This window comes from Pseudomonas sp. GM102, from assembly GCF_000282555.1.
GTDB lineage: Bacteria > Pseudomonadota > Gammaproteobacteria > Pseudomonadales > Pseudomonadaceae > Aquipseudomonas.
Genome location: NZ_AKJB01000150.1, coordinates 1 through 14,946 on the forward strand (window position 1 = coordinate 1; position 14,946 = coordinate 14,946).

Below are 14,946 nucleotides of genomic sequence, written 5' to 3' on the forward strand. Positions count from 1 at the left end.
CGCTGGGTTGCGCAGCAGCCCCCAAACCATTCAACCGAGTTTTATCAGATACGCCCGACCAGCCGGGTTTACGACGGCTTCGCCGCCGAGCGGGAGCAAGCTCCCTCGCCACAAAATCTCGCTCCCACAGGGTTATGCGCTGTAGTGCTTTTCGCCCCACGCCAATAACCCTTGCAGCAATTCCCTGAGCACTACCTGCGTCGGCGCCGCCAAATCCGGGCGATACCGGAACGGCTCGAACTCTTCCATGTACTTGCACTGGCCTAACTCAAGTTGCACGGCATGGATGTTCTCGGCCGGGTTACCGTAGTGCCGAGTGATGTGCCCGCCCTTGAAACGACCGTTCAGCACATGGCTGTAATCGCCATGCCGTGCGCAGATGGCTTCCAGTTGGCTGGCCAATTGTGGATCGCAACTGGCGCCGTTGAAGGTGCCGAGGTTGAAGTCCGGCAGCTTGCCGTCGAACAGGTGCGGGATGATCGAGCGGATCGAGTGTGCATCGAACAGCAGCGCGTAGCCGAATTCGGCTTTCAGTCGCGCCAGCTCTTCCTGCAAGGTGCGATGGTACGGTGTCCAGATCTGTTCCAGATAAGTCGCGCGTTCTGTGGCCGAGGGCTCCATACCCTCACGGAACAATGGAATACCGTCGAACAATGTCGCTGGGTACAAACCAGTGGTGGCGCCGACATATAAAGGCTTGTCATCGGACGGTCGGTTCAGGTCGATGACAAATCGCGAGTACTCGGCGGCCAGCGTGCTGGCGCCCAGCTCGGCGGCGAAGTCGTAAAGCCTGGGGATGTGCCAGTCGGTGTCCGGCAGGCTTTTCGCGTCGGGAATCAACCCGGCTTCGACCGCCGGGGTCAGGCGCAGGCCGGCGTGGGGCATGCTGATCAGCAGCGGCACGCGGCCTTGTTTGAAGTTCAGAACCTTATCCACAACTGCTCTCCTAAACGCTTGTTTCGACGCCGTGACGCACGACGCGTTTTTCCAGGTCGCCGCCCAGCCAGTACGACAGGTCGGCTGGTCGATCAATCTGCCAGGCGACGAAGTCTGCGACTTTGCCGGCTTCCAGCGAACCGTGAGTCTCGGCCATGCCCAGCGCGGTGGCGGCATGAATCGTCGCGCCAGCCAGGGCCTCTTCCGGGGTCATGCGCAAGCAGGTGCAGGCCATGTTCAGCATCAAGCGCAACGACAGCGCCGGCGAAGTGCCCGGATTGAGGTCGCTGGCGATGGCGATTTTGACGCCGTGTTTGCGCAAGGCTTCCATCGGCGGCAATTGGGTTTCCCGCAGGAAGTAAAACGCGCCGGGCAGCAACACCGCGACCGTGCCGGACTTGGCCATGGCGATGGCGTCGTCTTCGGTCATGAATTCCAGATGATCGGCGGATAATGCGTGGTAACGCGCCGCCAGACTCGAACCGTGCAACGACGACAATTGCTCGGCATGCAGCTTCACCGGCAAACCGAGGTTCTGCGCGGCGACGAAAACCCGTTCGACCTGTTCCGGCGAAAACCCCAGGTATTCACAGAAAGCGTCCACTGCATCCACCAGCCCTTCGGCAGCCAGGGCCGGGAGCATTTCTGTGCAGATGTGATCGATGTAAGCATCGGCGCGGTCTGTGTATTCCGGCGGCAAGGCGTGGGCCGCCAGGCAGGTGCTGCGCACGCTGACTGGCAGCTCGGCGCCGAGACGACGAACGACCCGAAGCATCTTGCGTTCGTTGGCCAGGTCCAGGCCATAACCGGACTTGATTTCAATGCTGGTGACGCCATCGCGCATCAGGCTTTTCAGACGCTTGGCGGCGCTGGCGAACAACTCGTCCTCACTGGCGGCGCGGGTGGCGCGCACGGTGCTGGCGATACCGCCGCCGGCCGCTGCAATTTCTGCGTAGCTGACGCCTTGCAGACGCTGCTCGAACTCGCCGCTGCGGTTACCGCCGAACACCGTATGGGTGTGGCAGTCGATCAGGCCCGGCGTCACCCAGGCCCCGTCCAGGTCATTGACCGCCGGGTATTCGCCCGGCGGCAGTTCGCCGCGTGGACCAATCCACTCAATGTGCGCACCGGACGTCACGATGGCTGCATCCTCGATGATCGAGTAGACGCCTTGCGCCATGGTTGCAACGTGGCAGTGTTGCCAGAGCGTTTTCATCCTGGCCTCCGTTAGGTTATCGATGAGAAAAATCAGGGTCCCGTGCCACCAATGCGGCCTGGCCTGCCGCCGGTTTCACCCACGTCAGGTAGGCCAGCACCAGCAACACGATCCAGACCACGCCGACCATCAGTGCTGCCTGGGTGTCCGGGAAATAGCCCAGCACGCCGAAAATGAACAGCATGAAGGCAATCGCCGCCATTGGCGCATAGGGCCAGAACGGCACCGGGAATTTCAGTTGTGCGACCTGTTCGGCGCTCATGGAACGACGCATCGCCACCTGGGTGAACAGAATCATCAGCCAGACCCAAACCGTGGCAAAGGTCGCAACGGAGGCGATTAACAGAAAGACGTTTTCCGGAATCAGGTAGTTCAGCAACACGCCCAGCAGCAGTGCGCTGCTCATCACCACCACTGTCAGCCACGGCACACCATTGCGTGACAAGCGGGCAAAGCCTTTGGGGGCGTGCCCTTGCTGAGCCAGGCCATACATCATGCGACCCGCGCCGAAGATGTCACTGTTGATGGCCGACACCGCCGCCGAGATCACCACGATATTGAGGATGGTCGCCGCCGAACTGATACCCAGGTTGTCGAAAATCTGCACGAACGGGCTGCCTTGGCTGCCGATCTGCTGCCACGGAAAGATCGACATCAGCACCAGCATCGTCAGCACGTAGAACAACAAAATACGCAACGGTACGGCATTGATCGCCCGGGGCAGCACGCGCTGTGGGTCTTTGGCCTCACCAGCCGTTACGCCGATGATTTCAATACCGCCAAACGCAAACATCACCACGGCGAACGAAGCGATCAGGCCACCCACGCCATTGGGCATGAAGCCGCCATGGCTCCAGAGATTGCTGATGTCGGTCGCCTGGGCACCGGGGGCCGTGCTGATGCCGAACAGCATGATGCCGAAGCCACCCAGGATCATCGCAACGATGGCCGCGACCTTGAGCAGCGACAGCCAGAACTCCATTTCGCCAAAGACTTTGACGTTACACAGGTTCAAGCCGCCGACCACCGAAACGATGCCCAGGACCCAGATCCAACGATCGACTTCCGGAAACCAGAAGCCCATGTAAATACCGAATGCGGTGACGTCGGCCATACCGACGATGACCATTTCAAACGCGTAGGTCCAACCAAGAATGAAGCCCGCCATCGGCCCTAAATAGGTGCTGGCGTACTGGCCGAAAGAGCCGGCCACCGGGTTGTGCACCGCCATCTCACCGAGGGCGCGCATGACCATGAACACCGCCGCGCCACCGATCAGGTAAGCGAGCAGTACCGCAGGCCCGGCCATTTGAATGGCCGAAGCAGAACCGTAGAACAGCCCGGTGCCGATCGCCGACCCCAGCGCCATGAAGCGAATATGTCGGGCAGAGAGCCCGCGTTTCAAACCCTTTGCTGGCTGTTGCATTTCTCGTCCTTAATTATTTTTATTGGCGACATGATCGTTCCCACGCTCTGCGTGGGAATGCAGCCCCGTGACGCTCTGCGTCACTGGACGCGGAGCGTCCCAAGAGGCATTCCCACGCGGAGCGTGGGAACGATCATCAGAGAAGGAGTCGTTACAGGCTAGGCAACAACTTCGCCGAAACCAGCTCGTTCAGGCAACGAGTCGCCAGAAGCTCGCTAGCAGCATTGATGTCTGGCGCAAAGAACCGATCCTTCTCATAGAACGGCACTTCGGCACGCAGAATGGCACGAGCCTTTTCCAGTTTCGTCGAGGTCTTCAGCCCCTCACGCAGGTCGAGGCCCTGAGCCGCCGCCAGCCACTCCACTGCCAGAACACCACGCGTGTTTTCCGCCATTTCCCACAGACGCTTGCCCGCCGCCGGAGCCATCGACACATGGTCTTCCTGGTTTGCGGAAGTTGGCAGGCTGTCCACCGAGTGCGGATGAGACAGCGCCTTGTTCTCGCTAGCCAGTGCGGCAGCGGTCACCTGGGCGATCATGAAGCCGGAGTTCACGCCACCATTGGCCACCAGGAACGGCGGCAGTTGCGACATGTGCTTGTCCATCATCAGCGAAATGCGGCGTTCGCTCAGGGAACCGATTTCGGCGATGGCCAGGGCCATGTTGTCGGCAGCCATGGCCACTGGTTCGGCGTGGAAGTTACCACCGGAGATCACATCGCCTTCAGCGGCGAACACCAACGGGTTGTCGGAAACGGCGTTGGCTTCGATGGCCAACACTTCGGCAGCCTGGCGGAACTGGGTCAGGCAGGCGCCCATGACTTGCGGCTGGCAGCGCAGGGAGTACGGGTCCTGGACCTTTTCGCAGTTCTGGTGCGAGTCAGACACTTCGCTGCGCTCGCCCAGCAGATCGCGGTAAGCGGCAGCGGCATCGATCTGGCCTTTCTGGCCACGAGCGGCGTGGATGCGTGCGTCGAACGGCGAGCGCGAACCCAGCACGGCTTCAACAGTCATACCACCAATGGCCAGGGCGCCAGCGAACAGGTCTTCACCTTCGAACAGACCACGCAACGCGTAAGCGGTGGACACCTGAGTACCGTTGAGCAGCGCCAGACCTTCTTTCGCGGCCAGGGTCAACGGGGTCAGACCGGCGACCTTCAGCGCTTCGGTGGCTTCCATCCACTCGCCTTTGTAGCGCGCCTTGCCTTCGCCCAGCAGCACCAGCGACATGTGCGCCAAGGGCGCCAAGTCACCGGAGGCACCGACCGAACCTTTCAATGGAATGTGCGGGTAAACCTCGGCATTGATCAGAGCGATCAGTGCATCGATCACCACGCGACGGATACCCGAGAAGCCACGGCTCAGGCTGTTGACCTTGAGCACCATGACCAGTCGAACCAGCGCGTCGCTGATCGGCTCGCCGACACCGGCGGCGTGGGACAAAACGAGCGAGCGCTGGAGGTTTTCCAGATCTTCGCTAGCGATACGGGTCGAAGCCAGCAGGCCGAAACCGGTGTTGATGCCATAAGCGGTGCGGTTCTCGGCGAGGATCTGTTCCACGCAGGCAACGCTGGCTTCGATCTGGGCCGAGGCACTGTTGTCGAGGGTGATTTTGACCGGTTGCTGATAAACATCACGCAGTTGGGCAAGGCTCAGTTGGCCGGGAATCAAATTAAGCGCAGTCACATTCATTCTCCTTTTGAGAGTTTTTTATTAACTAACCAGACGCTCCGGAAATTTCCGTTGTCCGTCGCTTCCCGACTTTTTGAGAGGGGCTGGCGCCTTGGCACGCTGGTGTTGTGGATTTCAGTTCAGGTTCGGTAAAGCCTTGTGCAACAAAATCGGGTCTTTCAAAACACTGGCAGCGGCAGCAATGTCCGGTGCCAGCCAGCGGTCCTGATCGTAGGCCGGAACTCGTTCACGCAGCAGACGCCACGCGGTATCAGTGCCAGCGCCAAAGCGTTGTTCTTTGAGGAATTCAAAAGCCTGGGATGCCAGCAAATATTCAATGGCGAGGATCTGCGTGCAGTTTTCCAACGCGCGATGCAGCTTCAGCGCCGCGTTGGTGCCCATGCTCAAGTGGTCTTCCTGCAAGCCCGAGGTAACGTAGTTGTCGAGCACCGCCGGTTGCGCCAACTGGCGATTTTCCGCACACAGGGACGCGGCAACGTACTGGACGATCATCATCCCGGAATTCACCCCGGGATTGGCCACCAGAAACGCCGGCAGACCGCTGACGTGCGGGTTGATCAAGCGGTCCAGGCGACGCTCGGCGATGGAGCCGATTTCGGCCATGGCGATCGCCAGCAAATCCGCCGCCAATGCCACTGACTGACCGTGCGGGTTGGCCTGGGACATCACCCGGAAGTTGTCCGGCGTGCCCAGCAGCATCGGGTTGTCGGTGACAGAGTTGAGTTCGGTTTCGATCTGCTTTTTCGCGTGTTCAAGTTGATCGCGAGCGGCGCCGTGGACTTGCGGGATCGAACGGATGCTCAACGCATCTTGAGTGCGAATACCTTTGCTGCTGGCAATCACTTCACTGCCGTCGAGCAACGCCCGCAGGTTGATGCCGACTTGCTGCATGCCCAAGTGAGGCTTGAGCGCGATGATCTCGGCGTCGAACGCGGCAATCTGGCCGCGCTGGGCTTCGAAGCTCATGGCACCGATCACATCGGCCCACTGCACCAGACGCGTTGCATCGGCAATTGCCAGGCAGCTGAGACCGGTCATGCATGGCGTGCCGTTGACCAGGCACAAGCCATCTTTGGCGCCGAGCTGAACCGGTTGCAGACCTTCCTCACTCAAGGCCTGTTGCGCGGTAACGATCTGCCCGCGATAGCTGACATTGCCGACACCCAGCAGCGTGATTCCGATATGGGCCATGTGGGTCAGGTAGCCCACCGAGCCCTGGGATGGCACTTGCGGGGTGATGCCGCGATTGAGCAGTGCCAACAAGGCTTCGACCACCCGGCGATGAATGCCGGATTTGCCATGGCTGTAGTTGCGAATAGCGGCGCAGATGATTGCGCGGGTCTGTTCGTCGGCCAATGGCGCGCCGACGCCACAGGCGTGACTGAGCAAGGTGTTGCGCGACAGTTGGCTGAGTTGTTCGCCTTTGAGCGAGACGTTGCACAAGGCGCCCAGGCCGGTGTTGACGCCGTAGGCACGCTCGCCGCTGGCGACGATGCGCTGGACGATCGCCTGGGCGTTCTCGATCCGCGCCCAGATCTGGGGCGACAGCTCGAGCTGCGCGCCGTGACGAGCGACTGCGACCACATCCTGCCAGCGCAACGGGGCGTCGGCGATAACGATTTTTTCAGCCTGGGACATCTTTGACCTCTTGAACTTGATCGTTCCCACGCTCTGCGTGGGAATGCCGCCTGGGACGCTCCGCGTCCCGTTGTCAGCGCAAGACTCAAGCCCTGCGCATGTGTGACGCGGAGCGTCACGGGATGCATTCCCACGCAGAGCGTGGGAACGATCGGCCTTTAAACCACCGCCGCCCGCCGCTGTACAAACCGATCTACATACTCATCCGCCGGCGAATGCAGGATCTCTCTCGGCGTGCCGACCTGAATCAGCCGGCCATCCTTGAGGATCGCGATGCGGTTGCCGATGCGCACGGCCTCGTCGAGGTCGTGGGTGATGAAGACGATGGTCTTGTGCAGGGTCTTTTGCAGTTCCAGCAACTGGTCCTGCATTTCGGCGCGGATCAGCGGGTCGAGGGCGCTGAAGGCTTCGTCCATCAAGATGATGTCGGTGTCCGCCGCCAAGGCGCGAGCCAGGCCCACACGCTGGCGCATACCGCCGGAAAGCTGATGCGGGTATTTGTTTTCGTAGCCCTTGAGGCCCACGGTGTTGATCCAGTGCAGCGCACGCTCGGCGCACATCTGTTTGCTCTCGCCACGCACTTTCAGGCCGTAGGCGACGTTATCCAGCACGGTCTTGTGCGGCAGCAGGCCGAAGCTCTGGAACACCATGCTGATCTTGTGCCGGCGAAATTCGCGCAGGGCTTCCATGTCGTATTGCAGGATGTCCACGCCGTCCACCAGGATCGCGCCGCTGGTGGGGTCGATCAGGCGATTGAAGTGGCGCACCAACGTCGACTTGCCGGAACCCGACAGGCCCATGATCACGAAGATCTCGCCGGTGCCGATGCTCAGCGACAGGTCGTTCACGCCGACCACACAACCGGTTTCGGCCAAGACCTGGTCCTTGGTCTTTTTCTGGCGAATCATTTCCAGCGCGTCTTTGGAACGGTTGCCGAAAATCTTGAAGACGTTTTTGACTTCAATCTTGCTGATGGCTTCGTTGCTCATTTGCTCACCTCATGCCGTGGCCGACCATACGCCTGAGTAATGCGGTCGATGACCACTGCCAGAATCACGATCGCCAGACCGGCTTCAAGGCCACGTCCGACGTTGAGGGTCTGAATCCCCACCAACACATCTTCACCCAAGCCACGGGCACCGATCATCGAGGCGATTACCACCATCGACAGGGCCATCATGGTGGTCTGGTTGATCCCGGCCATGATGCTCGGCAGGGCCAGCGGCAGTTGCACGCCAAACAGTTGCTGCCAGCGATTGGCGCCGAAGGCGTTGATCGCTTCCATCACTTCACCGTCGACCTGGCGAATACCCAGATCAGTCAGGCGGATCAGCGGCGGCGCGGCGTAGATAACCGTGGCGAAAATCGCCGGGACCTTGCCCAGGCCGAACAGCATCAGCACCGGGATCAGGTACACGAAACTCGGCATGGTCTGCATGATGTCCAGCAGCGGCATCAGCACCGAACGCAGGCGATTGCTGCGCGCCGAGAGAATACCCAGCGGAATGCCGATCAGCACCGAGATGACTGTCGCCACCATCATCAATGCCAGGGTCTGCATCAGCTTGTCCCAGAGGCCGACCGCACCCACCAGGAACAGCAGACCGACGATGACCGACGTGGTCACGACTTTGCGGGTCGCGTGCCAGGCAACGCCCGCCACGATCGCCAGCATCAGCCACCAGGGCGCCGCACGCAGCAGCCCTTCGAGATTGACGATGGCCCACAGCAGGGTGTCGGAGATGCTGCGGAACACATCGCCGTAGTTGGTGACCAGCGTATCGACCCAACTGTTGACCCAGTCGGCGATGGAAAAGGTAAAGCTTTCGGGAAACATAAAAAGACTCTCAATCAAGGGGTTGCGATCAAGCATCCGACTGCCGTTGCCGACAGTCGGAGACACTCGACCTACAAGGCCGCGTCGATCTTTTTGGCTGCGTCTTCGCTCACCCACGCGTGCCAGACTTCAGGATGTTCCTTCAAGAAGATCTTGGCCAGTTTTGGCGATTCGATCCGCTCTTTGGCCATGCGCCCGAGGTTCTGATTCAGCAGGTCGATCGGCAGGTTGACCTTTTCCAGCACGGCCACCAGTTCCGGGGCTTGCTCGTGGAAGGTCTTGGACAGGCCGACCTTGATGGTCACGCTCTTGTCCACGCCTGGCTTCTCGTCGAGTTTGACCAGGTCGACCTGGCCCATCAGCGGGGTTGGCGACCAGTAGTAGAACAGGATCGGTTCGCCACGCTTGTAGCTCGACAGCACCGCCGCATCCAGCGCCGGGCCAGTGCCTGGGCGGAAGTTGGTGTAGGTGCTTTCCAGACCATAGCTTTTGAGCATTTCGCTGTTGTCCAGCTCACAGGTCCAGCCGGCCGGGCAGTTGTAGAAACGGCCCTTGGATGGCTCTTCCTGATCCTTGAACACGGCAGCGTATTTGCCCAGATCGGCGATCGCTTTCAGGTCCGGGGCTTTTGGCTCCAGCTTGCGCTTGGCATCGCCTTCGATCACGTAACGCGGCACGTACCAGCCTTCGATCGCGCCAACGACCGGAGCGCCGACACCGATAACCTTGCCGGCCTTCTCGGCCTTGTTCCAGACTTCGCTACGACCGACCCACTCTTCGGCAAACACTTGAATGTCGTTGCTGCTCAGGGCGTTTTCCATGGTGATGGAGTTGCCTGGCAGGCTGTCGGTCTTGCAGTCGTAGCCTTTCTCCAACACGATTTGCATCACGTCGGTCAGCAGCATGCCGCTTTCCCAGTTCAGGCCGGCGAATTTCACCGGTTTGCCCGATTCGCACCAGCCAGCCGCCTGGGTGGCGCCAGCACTGGCCAGCAGGCCCATGGAAAGCAATGTGGTCAGCAGGGTCTTGTTCGATTTCATTGTTTGACGCTCCTAATCATGAGTTGGCTTACGGCAGTCAAGAGGCATCCAGCCCTGTCCACGTCCAATCAGGCCTGCGCCGCAGCGCGACCGGCCCCGCTTGTTTTAGGTTGTACAACGCTGTCCTGCTCGACCGGCAGGATCAGGTGATCGGGTACCGCGCTGTGCCATTTTTTCGCGCAGACGTAATACAGGCCGGCGGGAAGCACCAGACCGATGATCCAGGAAATATCCACACCACCCAGAACGTCCACCAGCGGACCGGTATAGAACTTGGTAGAGATGAACGGCAGTTGCACCAGCACACCGAAGACATAGACGCTGATACCGAGGGGGTTCCAACGGCCGTAGCGACCGTTCGGATCGCCCAGCGCCGGCACGTCATACCGCTCGCGAGTGATGCAGTAGTAGTCCACCAGGTTGATCGCGCTCCATGGCGTGAAAAAGGCCAGCAAGAACAGGATGAAGGACTTGAACGCACCGAGGAACGAGTGCTGACCGAGCAACGCGATCAGGGTCGCCGTGCCGACGATGACCAGCACGAAGACCAGACGCTGCAAGCGCGTTACTTTCAGATCACCACGGAAACCGCTGATGACCGTCGCAATGCACATGAAGCTGCCGTAGGAGTTCAGCGTTGAAATGGTGACCTTGCCGAACGCGATGCTGAAATACAGCAGCGCTGCGGTGGCACCGCTGCCGCTCAAACCAACGATGTAGGCCACTTCGTGGCCGGCGAATTGCCCGTTGGCCATGGCGGCGGCAAACACACCGAGGATCATCGCCACCTGTGCACCGATAACCGAACCGGCGCCGGCGGCGAAAAAGGTCTTCACCGAGGAAGTCTTGCTCGGCAGGTAGCGTGAATAGTCAGCCACGTAGGGGCCGAAGGCGATCTGCCAGGACGCTGCGAGCGATACCGCGAGCAGGAAGCTGCTCCAGCTGAAGTGGCGGATTTGCAGGAGTGCGCCAACGTCAGTCTGGCTCATCAGGCGACTGAACAGGTAAACGAAGGCAATCACGCCAATGACACTGGCGACACGGCCGATGAAATGAATCACCCGGTAACCGAGCACCGTGACCAGCACGATGACACTGGCGAAGATGAGGATCCCGACGCTGTCGCTGACGCCAAACAACTGGCCCAGCGCCTGGCCGGAAAGCACGGTGCCCGTTGCGGTGAAACCGAGGTACATCAGGCACACCAGCACGATCGGGATGGCCGCGCCATACACGCCGAACTGTACCCGGCTGGAGATCATCTGCGGCAGGCCAAGCTTGGGCCCTTGCGCCGCATGCAGCGCCATTACGCCACCGCCGAGCAGTTGACCGATCAACAGACCGATCAACGACCAGAACACGTCACCGCCCAACACCACGGCCAGGGCCCCGGTGACAATTGCGGTGATTTGCAGGTTGGCACCCATCCACAGGGTGAACTGGCTCAACAGACGACCGTGTCTCTCCGCTTCCGGGATGTAGTCGATCGAACGTTTCTCGATCAACGGTTTACTGCCTGCACGATCGCTGTTAACAGCCATTGTTCAACCTCTATGGATTGTTTGTCGGTGTTGGTGATCCCTGTAGGAGCGAGGCTTGCCCGCGAAGAATGCACCGCGGTGTGTCAGTTAAGACGCCTTCGCGGGCAAACCTCGCTCCTACAGGTATTTCTGCGTTATTTACCGGTAATCATCGGCAGGTTCAGGCCCTGCTCCTTGGCACAGTCGATTGCGATCTGGTAACCCGCATCGGCGTGACGCATGACGCCGGTGGCCGGGTCGTTGTGCAGCACGCGAGCAATACGCTCGGCCGCTTCGTCAGTACCGTCGCAGACAATCACCATGCCCGAGTGCTGGGAGAAGCCCATGCCGACGCCGCCGCCGTGGTGCAGGGAAACCCAGGTCGCGCCGCTCGCAGTGTTGAGCAGAGCGTTGAGCAGTGGCCAGTCGGACACGGCGTCGGAACCGTCCTGCATCGATTCGGTTTCGCGGTTCGGGCTGGATACCGAGCCGGAGTCCAAGTGGTCGCGACCGATCACGATCGGCGCGGACAATTCACCGCTGCGAACCATTTCGTTGAAGGCCAGACCGAGCTTGGCGCGCAGACCCAGGCCAACCCAGCAGATACGTGCCGGCAGACCCTGGAAGCTGATGCGCTCACGAGCCATGTCCAGCCAGTTGTGCAGGTGGGCGTCGTCCGGGATCAGTTCTTTTACTTTGGCGTCGGTCTTGTAGATGTCCTGCGGATCGCCCGACAGTGCAGCCCAACGGAACGGACCGATGCCACGGCAGAACAGCGGACGGATGTAAGCCGGTACGAAACCTGGGAAGTCGAACGCGTTTTCAACGCCTTCTTCCTGGGCCATCTGACGGATGTTGTTGCCGTAGTCGAAGGTCGGAATACCCATTTTCTGGAAGTCGAGCATCGCTTTAACGTGCACGGCCATGGACTGCTTGGCGGCTTTGACGACAGCGGCTGGCTCGGTCTTGGCGCGAGCGCGGTACTCTTCCCAGGTCCAGCCGGCTGGCAGGTAACCGTTGAGTGGGTCGTGGGCGCTGGTCTGGTCGGTGACCATGTCTGGGCGCACGCCGCGCTTGACCAGTTCCGGCAGGATTTCAGCCGCGTTGCCCAGCAGAGCGATGGAAATCGCCTTGCCTTCCTTGGTGTACTTGGCGATGCGGGCCAGCGCGTCGTCGAGATCGGTGGCTTGCTCATCGACGTAACGGCTGTTCAAGCGGAAATCGATACTGACCTGTTGGCATTCGATGTTCAGCGAGCAAGCGCCGGCCAGGGTTGCGGCCAGAGGTTGAGCGCCACCCATGCCGCCGAGGCCTGCGGTCAGGACCCAACGACCTTTGAGGTCATCGTTGTAGTGTTGGCGACCGGCTTCGACGAAGGTTTCGTAGGTGCCTTGAACGATGCCCTGGCTGCCGATGTAGATCCAGCTGCCGGCGGTCATCTGGCCGTACATGGCCAGGCCTTTGGCGTCCAGTTCGTTAAAGTGCTCCCAGTTCGCCCAGTGCGGTACCAGGTTGGAGTTGGCGATCAGCACGCGTGGGGCGTTGCTGTGGGTCTTGAACACGCCGACCGGCTTGCCGGATTGCACCAGCAGGGTCTCGTCGTCGTTCAGGTTGGTCAGGCTTTCGACGATCTTGTCGTAGCATTCCCAGTTACGTGCCGCACGACCGATACCACCGTAAACCACCAGTTCTTTAGGATTCTCGGCGACTTCCGGGTCGAGGTTGTTCATCAGCATGCGCAGCGGCGCTTCAGTCAGCCAGCTCTTGGCGGTCAGCTTGTTACCGCGGGCAGCGCGGATTTCGACGTTACGAAACTTAGTAGGCTTATTGTCAGTCACGAAAAAGACTCCTCATCAATCAATCCAAACCAACCCTGGCGGTGGGCAAGCCAGCCTGTGCGCGTCAGAGCGCCACAAGCGAATCAGTGGACGTTGCGAGGAGTCTTGATCGACTCATACGCATACGTCTTTACTTGTACATACAAGCATATGCAATCAAGCGGCCAACTTGCTGGATGAGTGTTCAAGAAAAGTTTTTAAAGGGCTGGAAAGGCTGTAGATCAAGGGTTTTGAGGAGGATGAAATTTTTTGGGGAGTTTTCGCGGGGGAAGGACAGCTGTTACTTGAGCGCGGTTTTGCGCCACGCTGGGGCGTTCGGTAACAAAGTGGTGCGCGATGGGAAACGGATTTGAACGGTGGAAAGCTTCGCGGGCAAGCCTCGCTCCTACAGGATTTATGTTTGCCATCCCAACGTGAGAACGACAAAAAACCTGTAGGAGCGAGGCTTGCCCGCGAAAGGATTTTGGATCAGCGTGCGATCAGCTCGATCACACAGCACTGGCCCTTGATGGAGATATCCAGCAGGCCAACGTTACCGTCCAGTTGCAGACAATCATGGCGCCCTAGCTGAGAGGCGCGGTTATCAACCGTCACTTCAAGCTGTTCAGACACGCTGAACACCAACACGGTGCCGGCCGAGCTGAAAAACCGCTGCTCGCCCTCCAGCCACTGCAACCGCGCGCTGTAACGGTCCGGCGCATAAATCAGGTTGAAGTCGCGAATCGGTCCGCCGAGCAATGTGCAGGACACATGACTCTCGCCACTGAAAGCAAACGGGTCCAACGGTAACAACGGCCGCGTGTCCTGGCCGTCGACGCGCAAGCTCATGCCCTCGCCTTGCAGCACGGTGATCACCCGCTCATAGCCGGCGAAGGTTGAAAACCCGCCCGACTCGCCAATATCGGCAATCGACAGGCGCCAGCCGAAACCCTCAAGGCCAGCACCTCCATCACGGGTGATTTCTTCAGTGCTGCCGCCGCCGTTTTTCCACGGCATACGCGGGTAATCGGCCGCGTGTAAAACTTTCAACTGGCTCATTTCGGGCTCTTTATTTATGGCTCTTTATTTGTGGAACCGTCCTTCCAGACGATGACGGGAACCGGGGTGGATCAAACGGGCGGCGGTCACGGGCTGACGGCCGGACCAGGTGCGGCGACGAATCAGCAGGCAAGGTTCGCCCTTTTCAATCTGCAGCAACTTGCATTCGGACGGCTCGGCGAGAATCGCTTCGACCACGTGCTCGCCTTCGGTCAGCGGCGCGACCTGATTCAGATAGGCGTAAGGCGTTTGCAGGGTGAAGTCTTGCTTGAGGTAGTCCGGCGCCACCAGCGCGTTGACGAAACGGTCTTCGATTTGCACCGGAATATCGTTTTCGAAATGCACGATCAGCGAGTGAAAAACTTTCTGGCCCTCGCGCATGTCCAGGGCCACGGCTCGCTCGGAACCGGCGGCCTCTTCTTCAAGGGTGATCACCTTGCAGGTATGACGATGGCCACGGGAGGCGATCTCGTCGGCGATGTTGTGCACTTCAAACAAAGCAGACTGACTTTTCGGCTCGGCGACGAATGTACCGACACCCTGCATACGCACCAGCAGGCCGTCGGCGGTCATCTCGCGCAGGGCGCGGTTGATGGTCATGCGGCTGAAACCCAGCTGGCTGACCAACTCGCTTTCCGACGGAACGCGGTAGTGCGGCGGCCAGTTTCCACTGTCGATTTGCTGGGTGATCATCTGTTTGACGCGGGCGTACAAGGGCGCCGGACTGTCGCCCAGATTGGCGCTCAGATTGGCATTCGGCGGCAATG

General features: G+C 60.0%; 12 protein-coding genes. All 12 read right to left on the reverse strand.

Features of this window, described 5'->3' with window-relative positions:
* Positions 1-132: 132 nt before the first annotated feature.
* The 12 genes from hutG to hutC all read right to left on the reverse strand — a co-directional run bounded on the left by hutG (position 133) and on the right by hutC (position 14,872).
* Positions 133-936: an N-formylglutamate deformylase gene (gene hutG / locus PMI18_RS00480; RefSeq protein WP_007907814.1), complete on the reverse strand. Its 804-nt coding sequence runs from the start codon at positions 934-936 to the stop codon at positions 133-135.
* Positions 937-946: 10 nt separating this feature from the next.
* Complete coding sequence (gene hutI, locus PMI18_RS00475; protein WP_007907816.1) at positions 947-2,152, reverse strand: imidazolonepropionase; 1,206 nt, start codon at positions 2,150-2,152, stop codon at positions 947-949.
* Between the two features lie 16 nt (positions 2,153-2,168).
* Positions 2,169-3,578: an amino acid permease gene (locus PMI18_RS00470; RefSeq protein ID WP_007907818.1), complete on the reverse strand. Its 1,410-nt coding sequence runs from the start codon at positions 3,576-3,578 to the stop codon at positions 2,169-2,171.
* A 151-nt stretch (positions 3,579-3,729) separates the two neighbouring features.
* Entirely contained in the window at positions 3,730-5,268 is a 1,539-nt protein-coding gene (hutH, locus tag PMI18_RS00465) for a histidine ammonia-lyase (protein WP_085985196.1), read from the reverse strand.
* A gap of 114 nt (positions 5,269-5,382) precedes the next feature.
* Positions 5,383-6,906 carry a histidine ammonia-lyase gene (gene hutH / locus PMI18_RS00460; RefSeq protein WP_007907822.1) on the reverse strand — a complete coding sequence of 508 codons (1,524 nt, stop codon included), beginning with the start codon at positions 6,904-6,906 and terminating at the stop codon, positions 5,383-5,385.
* Positions 6,907-7,064: 158 nt separating this feature from the next.
* Complete coding sequence (locus tag PMI18_RS00455; RefSeq protein ID WP_007907824.1) at positions 7,065-7,895, reverse strand: quaternary amine ABC transporter ATP-binding protein; 831 nt, start codon at positions 7,893-7,895, stop codon at positions 7,065-7,067.
* A complete protein-coding gene (locus tag PMI18_RS00450) occupies positions 7,892-8,743 on the reverse strand; it encodes an ABC transporter permease (protein WP_007907826.1) in 852 nt (283 codons plus the stop codon). Before PMI18_RS00450 ends, PMI18_RS00455 begins: the two co-directional genes overlap by 4 nt.
* A 71-nt stretch (positions 8,744-8,814) precedes the next feature.
* Entirely contained in the window at positions 8,815-9,783 is a 969-nt protein-coding gene (locus PMI18_RS00445) for an ABC transporter substrate-binding protein (protein WP_007907828.1), read from the reverse strand.
* 68 nt (positions 9,784-9,851) lie between these two features.
* Positions 9,852-11,324, reverse strand: a complete 1,473-nt coding sequence (locus tag PMI18_RS00440; protein ID WP_007907829.1) for a purine-cytosine permease family protein — start codon at positions 11,322-11,324, stop codon at positions 9,852-9,854.
* A gap of 134 nt (positions 11,325-11,458) precedes the next feature.
* The gene (hutU, locus tag PMI18_RS00435) at positions 11,459-13,141 is read right to left on the reverse strand and encodes a urocanate hydratase (protein ID WP_007907831.1); all 1,683 of its coding nucleotides are present in this window, start codon (positions 13,139-13,141) and stop codon (positions 11,459-11,461) included.
* 468 nt (positions 13,142-13,609) lie between these two features.
* Positions 13,610-14,179 (reverse strand): HutD/Ves family protein, encoded by a 570-nt coding sequence (locus tag PMI18_RS00430; RefSeq protein ID WP_007907834.1) that lies wholly within the window; start codon positions 14,177-14,179, stop codon positions 13,610-13,612.
* 24 nt (positions 14,180-14,203) lie between these two features.
* On the reverse strand, positions 14,204-14,872 hold the full coding sequence (gene hutC, locus PMI18_RS00425; RefSeq protein WP_238542634.1) for a histidine utilization repressor: 669 nt from the start codon (positions 14,870-14,872) through the stop codon (positions 14,204-14,206).
* Positions 14,873-14,946: the final 74 nt, after the last annotated feature.